Raw genomic sequence first — 16,086 nt, 5'->3', positions numbered from 1 at the left:
ACGATCCACTCTTTTTCAGGAGTGAACATGCACAACAGCTATCATCGCGTGGGCCATGGACCGCACGCCGTCATCGTCCTGCACGGCTGGTTTGGCGACGCGCACGCGTTCGCGCCGATGGAAACGGCCCTCGACGGCGCCGCCTTCAGCTACGTTTTCATGGACAATCGCGGCTATGGCGGCATGCGCGGCGCGGCAGGGCAGTATTCGATGGATGAAGTCGCCCGCGACGCGCTGGCCTTGGCCGATGCGCTGGGTTTTGCCGCGTTCAGCGTGGTCGGTCACTCGATGGGCAGCATGGCGCTGGAACGGCTGGCCTTGCTGGCGCCCTTGCGCTTGCGCAAACTGGTGGCCGTGGCGCCCGTGCCCAGCTGCGGCGTGACCATGGATGCGCCGGCGCGCGCGCTGTTTCTCGATGCCAGCAGCAACCAGCAGGCGCGGCGCGCCATCATCGATCGCAGCACGGGCGGGCGTTTGTCCGCAGCCTGGCTGGACTGGAAGGCGCAATATTCGTGGGAAAGTTCGGATCCGGCCGCGTTCGCCGCCTATTTTCTGGCGTGGAGCGATACGGATTTCAGCGGGGAAGTGATGCGGGCGGCGCCGAATCTGCCTTTGCTGGCGCTGGTGGGCGAACACGATCCCCGATTTGACGCGGCCCTGATGCGCCGCACGTATCTGGCGCGCTACCCGCAAGCCCGGCTGGAAGTGCTGGGCAATGCGGGACACTATCCGATGAATGAAACGCCGCTGGCCCTGGCGGCCAGCATCGAGGCGTTCTTGTCGGAGGAATGACCTTACGCGGTCTTGGCGCGCAGGCGCAGCAGGCTCAGGCCCAGTAGCACGAAGGCGCCGCCCGAGATGCGGTTGAACAGTTTGGCGCGGCCCGGCGTGGCCAGCTGGGTTTTCAGCAGGCGCGCCAGGTTGGCATAGAACAGATGGGCCAGCATGGCGCAGGCGACAAACGAGGTCGTCAGCACGGTGAACTGGATGGCTACGGGTTCGCCCGGCGTGATGAACTGCGGGAACAGGGCCGAGAAGAACAGGATGGCTTTCGGGTTGGTCAGCGCGACGGTCAGGCCCTGGCGGAAGAGTTTCCAGAACGAATTCGGATTCGCCGCCCCTTGTGCCACGGGCGCGTCGGCCACGATGCTGGTCTTGCTGCGCCATTGCTTGACGCCCAGGTAGACCAGGTACAGGGCGCCGGCCAGTTTCAGCAGCATGAAGGCGGTGGCCGAGGTGGCCAGCACGACGCCCATGCCGGCCATGGCCACGCCGGAAATGATGAACAGGCCAAAACCGTTGCCCATGCTGCTGATCATCGCGCGGCGCGGGCCGACGGCGATGGCATTTGAAATGGCCAGCAGGACGGCGGGGCCGGGCGAAAACGTGACGAGCAAGGCAACGCTGCAGAAAAGCAGCCAGTTCGAGAGATGCATGGAGTATTTCCTGGATGGGGCCGTGGCCGGATTGAACTTGAAAACATCGCTATTGTACGAAGTTTTTGCGCAAGCCGCCGGCAGCCGTTCAGGCCAGTACCCTCGGCCGGGGCCGGGCGCGGCCGGCGAGCCCGGCGCCGCTCAGGACAAGGCGGCGCGGCTCAGGCCTGCGTGGCCGGCGGCAGCGGCAAGCCTTCCGCCCGGGCCAGCCTGTCCATGGCCAGTTCCAGCATGGCCCGCGCCTGGCCCGCAACATGGCTCAGGTCCTGGTGCAGCAGCGCATCGTCCGGGTTGCGCGTCGCACATTGCTGGCTGTAGTGCTCGAAACTGCCCAGCATGCGCAGGATGTCGGCCAGGTGGCGCGGGCATTCGCATTGCACCTTGGTGGCAGCGGCCGTGATGGCAGCCAGTGCCTGCGCGTCGAAGCGCGGCGGCGGCAGCGTCGACGGCGGCGCCGCGACGGGGCTGGCGCCGCGCAGGGCGCCCGCGCACATGCGGATGACATCGGCCGGCGCGGCCGGTTCGCGCGCCAGCAGGCAATCGAGGGCGCGCAGGCGGGCCAGCGTGGCGCCGGCGCCAAAATGATAGAGCACCACCACCGCGCGCGCGGCGGCGGCCACGCTGGCCGCGCGGATCAGGGGCAGGGCGTCGTCGTCCAGTTCGGCGATTTCGATCATGACGATATCGGCGCGCGCCTCGCGCAGCGCCGTCGCCGCCTCGGCCAGCGTATCGCACACGCGCACCACGTCGCAGGCGGGCAGGCTGGCCGTGCCGCGCAAATCGCTTGACATGCGCATGGGCAAGGTCGTGCCCACCAGCGCCAGGCGCAGGGGCCGCGGCAGGATGGCGGCCCCGGGTGGCGCCAGCAACTGCTGCAATTGTTCCGGCGGCAGGCGCGCCAGCAGGCCCACCGCGTGGCCCTGGTCGACCAGTTGCTTGATCAGGCCCAGGCGATGCACCTGGCTCGCCGAATAGTGGCGCTGGCCATGGGGGGAGCGTTGCGCATCGCTAATGCCGTAGCGGCGTTCCCATACGCGCAGGGTCTCGACAGGCAAGCCCGCCATCCTGGCGGCCGTGCCGCTGCGGTACGCGCCGCGTTCCGCGTCGCCAGTGTCTTCGTTTGCCGTTGCCGGGAGAGCGCTTGCCATGATGAACCGTAGGTGAACCGTGATTTTTCATTGTAGCGGTTCAACTTGGCCGCGCAAGCCGTTTTTGTGCGCGGGTGGCCTGCTAAGCGGTGCATCGCACATAGTCAGGCAAACAGGCTGGCCACCACGTGGTTGATGGCGGCGCCGCCGGCGATCAGCCAGCAGAACAGCAGGCCGGCCAGCAGCAGCGGCCGGATGCCGGCGCGGCGGATGGCCGACAGATGCGTCGTCAGGCCCAGGGCCGCCATGGCCATCGCCAGCAAGGCCGTGTCGATATCGGTAATGGTGGCCACCACGCCGCCTGGCAGCAAGCCCAGCGAATTGAAGGCGACCACGGCGATGAAGATGAAGGCAAACCAGGGGATGGCCAGCCTGGCCGCCTTGCCGCCGTCGCCGCCCGCCTTGCTCTTGCCGCGCGCCAGCACGGCCGACACGATGACGAGGAAGGGCGCCAGCATCATCACGCGCACCATCTTGGCGATGACGGCCGCATTCGCCGCTTCCTGGCCGATCGACTTGCCGGCCGCCACCACCTGCGCCACTTCATGCACGGTCGAGCCGATGTACACGCCAAACGCCGTGGGCGTGGCGCCCAGCACCTGCCAGCCCAGGTTCCACTGGTACAGCAGCGGATACAGGAAGATGGCGATGGTGCCGAACACCACCACGGTGGAGACAGCCACGGTGACATCCTCGCTGCGCCCCTTGACGACGGGTTCGGTGGCCATCACGGCCGCCGCGCCGCAGATGGCGCTGCCGGCACCGATCAGGATGGCGCTGTTGCGCTCGAGCTTGAAGACCCTGGTGCCCAGGAACATGGCCAGGCCGAAGGTGGACGTCAGCACCAGCGCGTCGATGGCGATGCCGGCCAGGCCCACTTGCCCGATATCCTGGAAGGTCAGGCGGAAACCGTAGAGGATGATGCCCAGGCGCAGCAGGGTCTGCTTGGAAAAGGCCACGCCGGCGCCGCAACTGGGCGCCAGGCGCGCGTAGGCGCTGTTGCCGAGCACGATGCCGAGCATGATGGCCAGGGTCAGCGCGCTCATGCCGTGGTTTTGCATCCAGTCCAGCTTGCCCAGCTGAATCGCGGCATACGCGATCAGGCCGCTGAGTAACAGGCCCGGCAGCAAGCGGCCGTAGCGGTCGCTGAAACTTGTCGTGTTGCTTGTTGAAAGGTATGACATGCCGTACTCCATGTTTTTATGCGTATGGCGTCACTGTACAGTTCGCAAATTAAATGGTAAAACGGATTGTTTTTGTATGTTCAACCTGAAAAATAGGTAACTTGAGGAGGAAACAGCATGGCTTTGACCTTGCGGCAATTGCAGATTTTTCTCGCCGTCGCGGACACGGGCAGCACCAGCGCCGCCGCCGAGCAGATTGCGCTGTCGCAATCGGCCACCAGCGCCGCCCTGAACGAGCTGGAAACCCTGCTCGGCGCCCAACTGTTCGACCGCGTGGGCAAACGCCTGGTGCTCAACGACAATGGCCGCCTGCTGCTGCCGCAGGCGCGGCAGATGCGCGACGCGGCCGCCAGCATCGAGCGCCAGTTCGCGGGCGCCGACCCGTCCGTGCCCGTCAGCCTGCAGATCGGCGCCAGCACCACCATCGGCATCTATCTGCTGCCGCAGATCCTGGCGCAGGCCGCGCAGCAGTACGGGCGCAGCATTCCGCAAGTGACGATAGCCAACACGGCCGACATCGCCGCCGCCGTGGCCGAGTTCCGTGTCGATATCGGCCTGATCGAGGGACCGTGCCACGAGCCGGGCTTGCTGGTCGAGCCGTGGCTGACGGACCAGATGCTGATCGTGGCCGCGCCTGCGCACCCGCTGGCACAGCTGCGGCACCTGCTCAGCTTTGCCGAGCTGAACCAGGCGGGCTGGCTGCTGCGCGAAGCCGGCTCGGGCACGCGCGAAGCGGTGGAGCAGGCCTTGGTGCCGTATCTGCACTATCTGCGCGCCGCGGGCGAATTCAGCAATTCGGAAGCCATCAAGTATGGCGCGGCGGCCGGTCTCGGCATCGCCTGCCTGTCGCGCGTGGTGGTGGCCGACTTGCTGGCCAGCGGGCAACTGGTGGAGCTGGACACCATGTTGCCGCCCCTGGAGCGCAATTTCTATCTGATCCGCCAATCGAAGAAAATCCTCTCGCCGCGCCTGGCCGGCTTCCTGGAGCTGTGCCGGCATGCGTCGCGCATGGCGGGGTAGTCAAGCAAGGCCATGCTGGACATGCCGCCCCGGAAGCAAGCGCTGCTGTGTCAATTTCGGGGATTGAAATTGATTGTGGGAAATTTTATGTGCACATGCTGATGTGTCGGGCCGTAGCCCGTGGCAGGCATCGCTACGCGGATCCTTGTTATTTTTCCGTATATGGGATAAATTTCCATATATGGAAAATTCAATATCTGCGCAGAGCGATGCGGAACAGCGCCTGGCCCGGCGCCTGAAACAGTTGCGCGTCGAACGGGGCTGGTCGCTGGACCAGCTGGCCAGCGCCAGCCAGGTCAGCCGCGCCACCCTGTCGCGCCTGGAAAACGGCGAAGTCAGTCCCACCACCAGCGTGCTGGGCAGGCTGTGCGCGGCCTACGGCCTGGCCATGTCGCGCCTGCTGCGCATGGTCGAGGACGACTTCGCGCCCGTGCTGCGGCGGGCCCGGCAAGCCGTATGGACGGACCCCGAGACGGGTTTCCAGCGCCGCAGCGTCTCGCCCCCGTCGCGCGCGCTGGCGGGCGAAGCGCTCGAATGCGAACTGGGCGCTGGCGTGCACATCGCCTATGCCGGTGCGCCCCGGCCCGGCATGGAACACCATTTGCTGTTGCAGGAAGGCAAGCTGACGGTCACGCTCGCGGACCGGACGCATGACCTTGCCGCCGGCGACTGCCTGCGCTACCAGCTGCACGGCCCCAGCGCGTTTACGACGCCGCCGGACAGCGGCGCCCGCTATTTCCTTTTCATCGTGTGAGCCAGCCATGACCTCGTCTTCCCTGCATCTGCATGCCCTTGCCGCCGCCGACATCGAGGCGCGCCTGCCGCAACTGGCCGCCTTGCTGCAAGCGTGCGTGCACGACGGTGCCAGCATCGGCTTTGTGCTGCCGTTCGAGCGGGAAGACAGCCTGGCCTTCTGGCGCGGCAACGTGCTGCCGGCCGTGCGGCGCGGCGTGCGCCTGCTGCTGGTGGCCGAGGAGGGCGGCCAGGTGGCGGGCGCCGTGCAGCTGGACTGGGATACCAATCCCAACCAGCGGCACCGGGCGGAAGTGCGCAAATTGCTGGTCAGTCCCGCGTTCCGCCGGCGCGGCATCGCCCGCCTGCTGATGCGCGAACTGGAAACGCGCGCGCGCCAGTTGCCGTGCAGCCTGCTGACCCTCGATACGCGCACGGGCGACCATGCCGAGCCGCTGTATGCCTCGCTCGGCTATGCGGTGGCCGGCATCATTCCCGCGTATGCGCTGGCGCCCGCCGGGGACAGGCTCGATGCCACCACGGTCATGTATAAATGCCTGCAGGCTTAGCCAGGCGCATTGCCGGATAAAATCACGCATCCGATTACAGACTCGTCCTACCTCGGCGTCCGGCATCGTCCGACTGGCGCCCGGCCGTGCCCCGTCTACACTGGCGTATACACAGGCCCGGCGACGGGCTCCTCTCTTACTCTCCACTTACTCTCCACAGGAGGCTGACATGGCGAATATCCAGGCGGGATCGGACGGTGCGGCAAACGCGGAAATGACGGCAAAAGGCTTGAACGTGGTCGACTGGATCTCCATGGTCCTGCTGATCGTGGGCGGCTTGAACTGGGCGTTGGTGGGCCTGTTCGACATCGACATCGTGGCCCGCATCCTGGGCGCCATGACGACGGCATCGCGCGGCGTATACGTGCTGGTGGGGCTGGCGGCCTTGTATTCGATCTATCTGTGCGTGAAAAAGCTGCCCAGGACGCCATGACGGCGGCCGCCGCCACCAGACACCGGCGGCCATGATGCCTGTCGGCGCCAGCGCGAAACGCGAACGCGAATTCAAGGCCGGCCTGGCCTTACTGCGTGCGCAGATAGGCCAGCAAGTCGGCCAGCTGCTGCTGGTTGCCGATGCCCCAGAAGCGCATGTTGTTTCCGGGAATGAAATCGCTGGGCGCGGCCAGGAAACCGGCCAGGTTTTGCTCGGTCCATACGATATTGGCGTTTTTCATGGCCGTGGAGTACTTGTAGTCGGTGGTGGCACCGGCCTTGCGGCCGATCACGCCCGTCAGCTTGGGGCCGAAGCCGCCGCGTGCCGCCGGTCCCACCTGGTGGCAAGACGCGCACTTGCGAAACGCGGCCTTGCCCGCTTCCGCATTGCCCTTGAGGGCGGGTGCCGGGGCAGGCGCGGCGGCCCTGGCCATGGCGCCATGCGCGAGCAGCAGCGCCGCCAAGACCAGGGCCAGTGGCGGGAATGGAAACGGGGAGCGGATTGGCGGCAGGAGTTTCATCTGTGATACAGGCATACAGGCGTGGCGCGTGGCAAAGGAATCGTGCATTTTACAGTGCGGCGGCCGTTCCTGCGCCGCCGTGCCGCAGCGGCCGGCACCCCGGGACTGGCCTGTGGCCTTTGGCGCCGTCCTGTGGCCGGCCTGCGGCTTCCCTGCGGCTCGCCTGTGGCCGGCCTGCGCCTCGCCTGCAGCCTGTTGACGGCTGACTGACGCCGTTCCGAGGCCGTATCAAGGCCTGTTACTTGCCCGCCGCTGATCCGTGGCCCTAGCGCTTGCCGCCTTGCGCGCCCAAGGCTGCCATGGCCGAGGCGAAGACGATGCAGGCGATGGCCAGCCACTGGATCAGGCTCAGCATTTCTCCCAGCACCGCCATGGCGGCCAGCGCGCTGACGGCGGGCGCGGCGCTGCTGAACATGCCGAACACGCCTTGCGGCAAGCGGCGCAGGGCAAAGATCTCCAGCGAATACGGCAGGGCGCTGGACAGCAGGGCAATGGCCAGGCCCATCAGCGCGAGCGACGGCGCCAGCAGCGCCGTGCCCGCATAGGCGACGCCGATGGGCACCGTCACCATCGCCGCCACCGTCATGCCCCAGGCCACGGCCTGGCCGCCCTGCAGGGTCGAGGCACGCTTGCCGAAGATGATGTACAGCGCCCAGCACAGGGCCGCGCCCAGCGCATACGCGACGCCCACGGGGTCCAGGCTGCCCGGGCTGCCTTGCAGGGGCAGCAGCAAATATAAACCGAACACGGCGCAGGCGACGGCGAATAAATCGCGCGGCCGGCGCGACGACAGCATGGCCACGGCCAGCGGCCCCGTCACCTCGATGGCGACGGCGATGCCGATCGGTATCAGCGCAAAGGCCCGGTAAATCAGCAGATTCATCAGTCCCAGCACGGAACCGTAGACGAGCAAATTCAGCACATCCTTGCGCGTCAGGCGGAAACGCCAGGGGCGGAAGATCGCCAGCAGTATCAATGCCGAGCATCCCACGCGGTAGGCCGTGATCCCTTCCACGCCAATGACGGGAAACAGGTTCTTCGCAATCGCCGCCCCCAGGTTGACGGAAATCTGCCCTCCCAGCACGGCCAGGGAAGGGAGCAAAATGCTGTCGGGCAGGGAGGAGGTCGAGGCGGGGGAGGTCATGGGGCGCCATTTTAATATGCAAGAGCCTGCTGGTCGCTGGCAAAATGCCATATTCCGGGGATTTTTGTGCAAGGCCTTTCAACTGCCTGGCCCGTCACGGGATTTCCGTTGACAGTTTTCCTGACGCAAAGTTGTGAAATGCGCTACAGTCGCAATGGCTTGCCAAGGCGCCGCGGGCGGTCCCTTTCCTGAAAGGCTGTGCCACAAGGAAAAATATGGACCATGGCGCCGATAGCCGGCACGCACGGACAGCGTCACGACATGGCGGGACGAATCTTGATATGGGGAGCGGTGAATGGCGAAATGGCATCGATTACTGGCAGTCGGCGCGGCGGGATTGGCGCTCGCGGGAGCGGCGTCCGGCGCGTCCGGGGAGGCTCCCGTCTGGGGCCTGGCCAACTCGTTTGCGGGCTTGCCGCTGGAGGTCCGCACGTATTTGACCGACAGCACGGCGGTGGCGGACCAGGGGGACTTGTTCAATGGCAGCTGTTTCGTCGAGCCCGGCGTTCCGACGACGCGCTTCATGCTTGCCGCAGTCAGTGCCGGCGAGACCATCGTGGCGATCCAGCACGGCGGCCGGGCTCCTGGTATAAGTACGCAGGCATTTCGCCAGGAGAATGGCCACTGGAAGGCCATGGAACGAGGCAGCGTCGGGCCTGGCGTCATCCTGATGACGGCCCGGATTCTGGTCGGCCAGCACCGCGATTCGACGCGCCGTCCGCAGCCTCGTTAGGGGCCTGTGCCACTCGATGAATACAGCGCTGCCGGGATAGGCCCCGAGGCAATGCAACAGGCGGCTTTCCCGGGATGGGGCAGCGTCAAGTGCGCCCCGGCATCCGCCGGCGGCCGGTGATCTGCGCGTTCGGCACGGGCATGCCGGCATTCAGGCCTCAAATCATGGCCTTGGTCGGAAAATAGCATCAAGGCAATCTGGCTTTCCTCATAATGGTTTTGACTCTTCCGAGATAAAACCATGACAAGGACATCCATGAATCGACTACGCCCCATCCTGCATGCCAGCTGCTTCCTCGCGGCTGTCGCAATCCCCGGCACCGCGCATGCGCAGGCGCCAGCCATCGTGGGACAGTGGAGTTTCCAGACGGCGACTGGCACAACGACGACGAATGGCGTGGAGGTGGACTTGATCGACAAGGGCATACTCGACATCAGCGAAGACGCAGGCGGCGTGACGGCGACGATATCATGGCTGGACGAGCGTGGCCAGTTCGCCTCGACGCGCACGGTGCACGGGGTGGCCGGGCCGGCCGGTGCCGTGTTCCGGCATGGCGGCAAGCGTATCAGCACGGGCCGCAGCGGCAAGGACGTCAGCGTCGACGTGACCATCGGCTGGACCTTGCAGGCAAAAGGCGACCTGCTGAGCGGCGAGCGCCTGGTTGAAACCGATGAGAATGAACCGAAGCCCGTGACCGGCACGCGGCTCAGGGAGCGCTATGTGCCGGCGGCGCTGCCGCCCGGGACGCCAGCAGCGGCTGCCGGACGCGGTCCCTCCACGCCGGCCGAGCGCGCGCGCGTCGTGCAGATGGCGGCGGAGGCGCAGCAGGACCCGCTGGCGGTGCAACAACGCGATGGGGCCTGGCTGAGCACGTGGATCGACGATATTCCCGACCTCACGCTGCATGCCGGGCCGCTGGAAGGCTGGCTGTGGGTCGCGCCCCACGCCGCCATACGCGAGGCCATCGGTTTCCAGTACCTGGCCAGCGCGATGGCTTTCCAGGTGCTGCATCCGGACGCGGCCGACCAGCAGCCGGCCAGCGACCTGGCGGGCATGCAAGCGGTGCTGCGCGCCTACGAAACACTGGTGCGCGCCAACCCGCGGCACCGTTCCGCGAAGCTGGACCTGGCGCTGGCGGCACGCGAACAGGACAGGCTGCCGGCCTTCCTGGCGACGCTTTCTGGCAGGGACGCCAGCTTCGAGGCCGCGCCATCGCAGGCAGGTGACGCAACGGTGCGCCGCATGGTTGCGCTCGCCGCCAGCGAGCCGCGCGTCATGGACTGGCTAGATATCCTGAGCAACCGTTTTGGCGGGCGCATGGCCGGCAGCGACGCCCACACGCATGCGTCGCAATGGGTGCGCATGCAATTGCAGCAGTGGGGCATGCAGGCAGAGCTGGAAGAGGCGGGCCAGATGCCGCTGGGATTTAACCGCGGGCCGTGGCTTGCCCGCATGGTGGCGCCCGTGGAGCAGCCGCTGCGCATCGCGACGCCGGCCTACACGGCCGGCACCAGCGGCGTGCAGCGTGGCCTGGCCACGCCGGGTCCGGCCACGCTGGAAGAGGCGCGGCTGCGTTTCCCGCAATTCAAGGGAAAATGGGTGTTGATCGGCGGCGAAAGCGGGGGCAGCGGGCGCGATGGCGAAGCCGTCAACAAGCCCAGGGCCATCACCAGGGTCTTGATGGAGGCAGGCGCGCTGGGCACCATCCAGTCCGGCGAAGAGCCCTTGTATTCCGGCACGGCGGCGCCCACCACCTGGGAGTCCCTGCCGACCCTGCCTGACATCAAACTGGCTGCGCCACAGTACGCCGACATCCGGCGGCGCCTGGCGGACGGCGCGCCGGTCGCGCTGGAGTTTGACATCCGTAACTGGTTCCATCCCGGCCCGGTGAGCTATCACAATGTCGTGGCCCGGATTCCCGGCACGCACAAGCCCGAGGAAATCGTGCTGATCGGCGCTCACCTTGACAGTTTCGATGGCGGGACGGGCGCCGCCGACAACGGCAGCGGCGTGGCCGGCATGATGGAGGCGATGCGCCTGCTGGCAAAATCCGGCGCCAAGCCGCGCCGCACCATCATGATGGTGGCGTTTGGTGCGGAAGAACTTGGCCGCAAGGGCGCGTTCGCGTTTGCCGCGCGGCATGCCGGCGAACTGAAAAACGTCATCATGATGCTCAACCGCGACGGCCGGCCTGGCGCCATCAGCGGCATCACGATTCCATCGGCCTGGAAGCCGGTGTTCGAGCGCGTCGAGAACGACTTGGAAGGCGTCCATCCCATCTTCGGCTTCGCCGCGGCGATCAACGATGCGCCGCGCGATGCGGGCAAGGCGATGAGCGCGAGGGCAGGCAGCGATGACGCCGTCTTTGCCGTGAATGGCGTGCCGACGCCGCGATTTAGCGTGCTCGGCGATTTCGACTATGCGCGCGTGCTGCACACGGTCCTCGATACGTATGACAAGGTGCTGCCCTTGCGTGCGGCGCAGCAGTATTCCGCCCTCGCCATTGCCTTGACCGCCTATGAAGTCGCCAATGCCCCGGAGGAAATCAGCCGGCACGGCTATTATCGCGTCGCCAGCCCCGCGCCCTAGCGTGGCCGGTGTCGTGCACGGCCGGCACTGGCATGCCCGGCCCCGGCCTTTCCTGCGGCTCGGGCATGCCGGGTATCTATTCCAGGCCCAGCGCCTTCGCCACATCCCCCCACGCCACATACTTGAAGTTTTGCGGGCCGTCGGGCAAGCGCTTGTAGCCGTCCTGGATCACCAGCATGCCTTGCGCATACGCGCCGCCCAGGTTGGCGGACGTCACGTCCAGGCCATCCGTTTCCGAGGTGCCGTCTATGCCGGCCGGCAAGTTGAAGCCCACCTTGAAGCGCCCGCGCACTTTGTACGGCGCTTGCGCGTCGAGCACGACATAGCTGCTGTCGCCCTGGCTGGAGACGACCAGGTAGCCCGTATTGGGCGCGCCACCGGGCTTGCGGTAGATGGCCATGCCTTCCACGTCGGCCGCCAGGTGCGCTCCCACGGGCAAGACCATGGCGAGCGCGTCCGGCCTGGCCGCGTCGGCCGAGGTGGTCCACACGCCGCGCGTTTCCTCGCCCAGGAACAAGCGGCCATTGGCGTCGTCGGCCACGCAGCCTTCCGGCTGGGTGGCGACCTTGAAGCTGCGCAACAGCGTCGCGCTGAACCGGTCGCCGCTCATGCCGATCTTGTACTGCTGGAAGGTGCCGTCCTTGTCGTTGATGAACGCTTCCACGCCGCCGCCGGCCGGTTGATACAGGCACATGCCGTAGATGCTTTTCAGTCCGGTCGGAAAACGGCCCGCTTCCGCCACCTCGCCGCTGGCATTGATCGTGAACAACATCATGCTGTTGTCGTCGCGCTGCGTGGCGACAGCCAGGTCGACCTTGCGGCCATTCAATTGGATATGCTGCCGCACGTCGACGTTGTTCAGGCGGCCCACTTCCAGCAGCTGCGTCTGCTTGCCCTGCAGGTCGTAGACCAATAGCCCCTGTTTCTTGTTGGTGCCGAGGATGCGCGCATCGGCCGGGTTCTTGGCCAGCCAGATGGCCGGGTCGTCGGCCGCGTCGCCCTGGCGCGCCATCGGTTCCGTCTGCGCTTGCGGCGCGATGATGGCGACCGCAGGCTTTGTCTCCGCTTGGCCAGCCCATTTTAACTGCCGCGCTTGCCAACCGTTCTTGCCGCGCAACATCAACGAATTTCCGTCGAGCGCCAGCTGGCTGTCGCCCTTGCGCACGTTCAAGGCGAGCGCCTGGGCCGGCTGCGCCGTCCATGTCTCTCCTTGATGGGTGAGCAGGTGCAGCTTGTCCGCCTTGCCGTCGAGCACGGCCACGCCGCCGGGCAGCACGGCCAGCGCGCCGGCGCCGCCGTCCAGTTGGCCGTACGGCTTGCGCAGGGCCACCACTTCGCGCTTGCCCATGCCTTCGGACTCGGCGTCATAGGCCCACACGCCCATGCCGGACTCGCTCACCAGCAGGCGCTGCGCGCCATCGTCGACCCGGCAGTGTTTCGCGTGCGGCGGCAAGGCCAGCTTGCGTACCAGGCTGCGCTGTTCGCCCTGCATCACCCATTGTTCCGCCTGGCCATCCTTGCCGATCAAGAACAAATGGGCCAGTTGCTGGGCGTCGCGGTACAAACACGACGCTTCCACGGAAAACGTCGGCACGGGAAACGGCGCCAGCTTGACCAGCTTGCCCGCCTGCACGTCGACGGAGACGGGCAGCGGGCGCTGCGTGTCCGCTTCCAGGAAGACGGCCAGTACCTTGCCGCCATCGGGGCGCGTGTCGAGCTGCTTGGCGCGCACGGCGATGCGGTCCTGCTCCTGGCCGGCCGCATTGAACAGACGCAAGCCGTGCTTGTCCAGGGTCAGCCAGCCGCCGCCGGGCAGGCGGGCCAGTTCTTCCGCCTCCTGCGTGAAGGCAGGCAAGGCGTGGGCGGGGGCGGCCTGGGCGATGCCGCCCAGGCAGAAGGCAGCCAGCACAGCGCTGCAGAGTACGGTTTTTTTCATGGTATTGATAATCATCATCAGAAGGCGCTGGCTTTCAGGCTCACCTTGAAAGTGCGGCCGTATTGTTCGTTTTGCACGTTGTATTGCTTCGTGCCCTGGTAGACATAGTATTTCTCGTTGTTCAGGTTAGCCGCCTCGAACGTCAGCTGGAACTGCTTGTTGACCTGGTAGGACAGCGAGAAATCGAGCTGTTTCTGGCTGTCGACGATGTGGTCCTGGCTCTGGGCGAGGATATCGTTGCCCATTTCCAGCAGGTAAGGCGACTTGTAGTTGAGGGCCAGGCGGGCGCTGACCGGCCCTGTTTCATAGCCGAGCATCAAGTTCATGACCTGGTTCGACTGGCCCGGCAGGCGGATGTCGCGGTTCATCTGCCTGTTGCTCGCCTTGTCGTAGCGGCCGATGCGCGCGCGCGAGGTGCTCAGGGTGCCGTTGACGCCCACCAGAAACTTGTTGAATGGCGCCGGCAGCATGCGCAGCGGCTGCATGTAGGCCAGTTCGATGCCTTTCACCTTGGCCGCGTCGCCGTTCGCATACGAGGTGGCCGTCGTGTAGCCCGTCCATTGTCCCGTGCCGGCCAGGTTGGTCGTGTACGTGAAATTCTTGATGTCCTTGTAGAAACCGTAGGCCGACATCACGCCGTCGTTGCCCAGGACTCTTTCGATGCCGAGGTCCAGGTTGTTGGCTTTCAAGGGTTTCAAGTCCGGGTTGCCGATCACGGCTTCCGTGTTGCTGGCCAGGCTGATGCCCGGTGCCAGCTGGCTGAAGTTGGCGCGCACCACGGCTTGCGTCCACGCGGCCCGCACGCTGGTTTTTTGATCCATGTCATAACGGGCTTGCAGGTTCGGCAGCCAGTTGGTGTACGAACGCTCGCGCGTCAAGGCCGTGGCGACGCCGGCGCTGTCCACTTGCGAACCGGCCGCTTCAAAGCTGGTGCGTTCGGCGCGCACGCCGCCGAGGATGTGCCAGGCGTCGAAGTCGTAGCTGTTCTGCACATACATGGCGTTGATGTCTTCTTGCATGCGGTAATCGTTGATGATCGATTCCGTGGCCAGGCGCGCCTTGGCGCGGTCCAGGCCGGCGACCCTGGCGCGTATCAGGGCCGGGTCCAGCGCCACGCCGATGTTTCCCAGGTCGTAGTCGAGATGGTGGCCCTGCACGAAGGCGCTCATCGAGGTGGCGCCGGCGCCCCAGTAATTGCCGCTGGCAGCCTTGCTGCTGTTATACGCCCATTGATCCGTGTCATTGTTTTTTTCGCGGCGGCTGAGCTTGGCGCCGAATTTCAGGGTGGCGATGTCGAACTTGCGCGCCAGGTCGATGCGCGCGTGGTGCTCATTGTCCTTCGAGTAGCGCTTTTGCAGGGTGATGGCGTTCAGCGCATAGCCGGCCGGGTCGTACAGCGAGGCGGGGCCGCTCAACAATGGTTGCTCGGTGCCATTGAAACTGATCCCGGCGAAATTGCTGAGGCCGCGGAAACGGCCGTCGTTCAAGGACTCCGGCGTGTCTTCCGTGGCGCGGCTCATGCCGCCTTTCACGTCCAGGGTCCAGTCGCCCGATGTCTGCTGCGTGCCCAGCACCAGCGAGCGCACTTGCTGCGTGTACTTGCGCTGGCGGATGCGGCGCTCGGCGCGCGCGCTGGCCGTCTGGCCTTCTGCCAGGCTGCCACCCGCGATATTGCTGATGGTCAAGCGGTCGCGCACTTCATCGTCGGAAAATTCGCTTACAAAAGAGCGCAGGAACCAGCTGTTGCCCGCTTCCGGGCGGTAATCGAGGTTGACGGCCAGGGCGCCGCGCTTGCGCACGGGCAGGTAGTCGCGCAATTCCAGGCCCGACAATTTGCCCTTGCTCCAGGCGCCGCCCGTTTCCACGTCATCGGAGCCGAACGAGCGCTTTTCCGCGCTCAGGCCGGCGGCCACGCCCAGTTTGCCGTCGAGAAAGCGCTGGGCCCACAGGGCGCCGCCGCTGGGGCTGGTCTTGCCCGTCTTTTCATCGTGGCTGGCGGCCACGTTGGCCGACAGCAGCTTGCCCGGCAAGTCGAAGGCGGACAGCGACTTGACTTCGATGGTGGCGCCCAGCGAGTTGGCGTCCATTTCTGGCAGCAAGGTTTTCGACACTTCCAGCGTGCGTATCAGGCCGGCAGGCAGGATATCGAGCGCCACGGCGCGGCGGCCCGCTTCCGGCGACGGCACCAGCGCGCCGTTGATGGTCACCGCGTTCAGGTCCGGCCCCAGGCCGCGTACCGTGATGTAGCGGCCTTCGCCCTGGTCGCGCTGCACCGACACGCCCGGCAGGCGGGCCAGCGCCTCGGCCGCGTTTTTATCGGGCAAGCCGCCGATATCGTCGCTGCTGATGACGCTGATGATGTTGTCGGCTTTCTCTTGCGCGGCGATGGCGTTGCGCAGGCTGGCGCGCTGGCCGCTGACGACCACGGTGGCGGCCGGCTGGCCGTTCGCATCTTGCGCTTGCGCATGGCTTTGGCCGCTGAAGACGGCCATGACGGCCAGGGACAGGGCCGTCAGGCGCAGCGGGGAGGGGAACGATGTGTGCATGGTTTTCATGAAGGGCTCGGTGGGGGGAAGGAACCGGGCGGATTCTAGGCAGCAAATATGACGGTTGCGTGACAGGGGCGGGCGGGGCGCCGCGAA

14 protein-coding genes are annotated in these 16,086 nt (G+C 66.1%); 7 read left to right on the top strand and 7 right to left on the bottom strand.

Annotated elements, in window-relative coordinates; genetic code table 11:
• Positions 1–27 precede the first annotated feature (27 nt).
• Positions 28–792: an alpha/beta fold hydrolase gene (locus tag AC3RCJ_RS16655; RefSeq protein WP_492958201.1), complete on the top strand. Its 765-nt coding sequence runs from the start codon at positions 28–30 to the stop codon at positions 790–792.
• 2 nt (positions 793–794) lie between these two features.
• Here AC3RCJ_RS16655 and AC3RCJ_RS16650 read toward each other — a convergent pair whose 3' ends face one another.
• From AC3RCJ_RS16650 to AC3RCJ_RS16640, 3 genes are all read right to left on the bottom strand, one after another.
• On the bottom strand, positions 795–1,436 hold the full coding sequence (locus tag AC3RCJ_RS16650; RefSeq protein ID WP_492958199.1) for a LysE family translocator: 642 nt from the start codon (positions 1,434–1,436) through the stop codon (positions 795–797).
• A gap of 161 nt (positions 1,437–1,597) precedes the next feature.
• Complete coding sequence (locus AC3RCJ_RS16645; protein ID WP_492958197.1) at positions 1,598–2,584, bottom strand: MerR family transcriptional regulator; 987 nt, start codon at positions 2,582–2,584, stop codon at positions 1,598–1,600.
• Positions 2,585–2,688: 104 nt separating this feature from the next.
• Positions 2,689–3,768, bottom strand: coding sequence for a YeiH family protein (locus tag AC3RCJ_RS16640; protein WP_492958195.1), 1,080 nt, complete (start codon positions 3,766–3,768; stop codon positions 2,689–2,691).
• Between the two features lie 117 nt (positions 3,769–3,885).
• Between AC3RCJ_RS16640 and AC3RCJ_RS16635 the strand changes: the two genes are divergently transcribed.
• The 4 genes from AC3RCJ_RS16635 to AC3RCJ_RS16620 all read left to right on the top strand — a co-directional run bounded on the left by AC3RCJ_RS16635 (position 3,886) and on the right by AC3RCJ_RS16620 (position 6,522).
• Positions 3,886–4,788, top strand: coding sequence for a LysR family transcriptional regulator (locus AC3RCJ_RS16635; RefSeq protein WP_492958193.1), 903 nt, complete (start codon positions 3,886–3,888; stop codon positions 4,786–4,788).
• Positions 4,789–4,969: 181 nt separating this feature from the next.
• On the top strand, positions 4,970–5,542 hold the full coding sequence (locus AC3RCJ_RS16630) for a helix-turn-helix domain-containing protein (RefSeq protein WP_492958191.1): 573 nt from the start codon (positions 4,970–4,972) through the stop codon (positions 5,540–5,542).
• A gap of 7 nt (positions 5,543–5,549) precedes the next feature.
• Positions 5,550–6,089, top strand: a complete 540-nt coding sequence (locus tag AC3RCJ_RS16625) for a GNAT family N-acetyltransferase (protein WP_492958189.1) — start codon at positions 5,550–5,552, stop codon at positions 6,087–6,089.
• Positions 6,090–6,258: 169 nt separating this feature from the next.
• The gene (locus AC3RCJ_RS16620; protein ID WP_492958187.1) at positions 6,259–6,522 is read left to right on the top strand and encodes a DUF378 domain-containing protein; all 264 of its coding nucleotides are present in this window, start codon (positions 6,259–6,261) and stop codon (positions 6,520–6,522) included.
• An 88-nt stretch (positions 6,523–6,610) separates the two neighbouring features.
• On the opposite strand, the gene AC3RCJ_RS16615 is transcribed toward AC3RCJ_RS16620, so the two are convergent.
• Together AC3RCJ_RS16615 and AC3RCJ_RS16610 are read right to left on the bottom strand one after the other, a co-directional pair.
• Positions 6,611–7,042 (bottom strand): c-type cytochrome, encoded by a 432-nt coding sequence (locus AC3RCJ_RS16615; protein WP_492958185.1) that lies wholly within the window; start codon positions 7,040–7,042, stop codon positions 6,611–6,613.
• A 265-nt stretch (positions 7,043–7,307) separates the two neighbouring features.
• A complete protein-coding gene (locus AC3RCJ_RS16610) occupies positions 7,308–8,186 on the bottom strand; it encodes an EamA family transporter (RefSeq protein ID WP_492958183.1) in 879 nt (292 codons plus the stop codon).
• A 295-nt stretch (positions 8,187–8,481) separates the two neighbouring features.
• Here AC3RCJ_RS16610 and AC3RCJ_RS16605 point away from each other — a divergent pair, with 295 nt between their 5' ends.
• Positions 8,482–8,919: a hypothetical protein gene (locus tag AC3RCJ_RS16605; protein ID WP_492958181.1), complete on the top strand. Its 438-nt coding sequence runs from the start codon at positions 8,482–8,484 to the stop codon at positions 8,917–8,919.
• Positions 8,920–9,174: 255 nt separating this feature from the next.
• The gene (locus AC3RCJ_RS16600; RefSeq protein WP_492958179.1) at positions 9,175–11,508 is read left to right on the top strand and encodes a M28 family metallopeptidase; all 2,334 of its coding nucleotides are present in this window, start codon (positions 9,175–9,177) and stop codon (positions 11,506–11,508) included.
• Between the two features lie 76 nt (positions 11,509–11,584).
• On the opposite strand, the gene AC3RCJ_RS16595 is transcribed toward AC3RCJ_RS16600, so the two are convergent.
• Together AC3RCJ_RS16595 and AC3RCJ_RS16590 are read right to left on the bottom strand one after the other, a co-directional pair.
• The gene (locus AC3RCJ_RS16595) at positions 11,585–13,444 is read right to left on the bottom strand and encodes a phytase (RefSeq protein WP_492958177.1); all 1,860 of its coding nucleotides are present in this window, start codon (positions 13,442–13,444) and stop codon (positions 11,585–11,587) included.
• A 17-nt stretch (positions 13,445–13,461) separates the two neighbouring features.
• Positions 13,462–15,999 carry a TonB-dependent receptor gene (locus tag AC3RCJ_RS16590; protein WP_492958175.1) on the bottom strand — a complete coding sequence of 846 codons (2,538 nt, stop codon included), beginning with the start codon at positions 15,997–15,999 and terminating at the stop codon, positions 13,462–13,464.
• Positions 16,000–16,086 lie beyond the last annotated feature (87 nt).

Source organism: Janthinobacterium sp. GW822-FHT07H11 (genome assembly GCF_058798615.1).
This window is presented reverse-complemented; position numbering and strand designations above follow the sequence as displayed.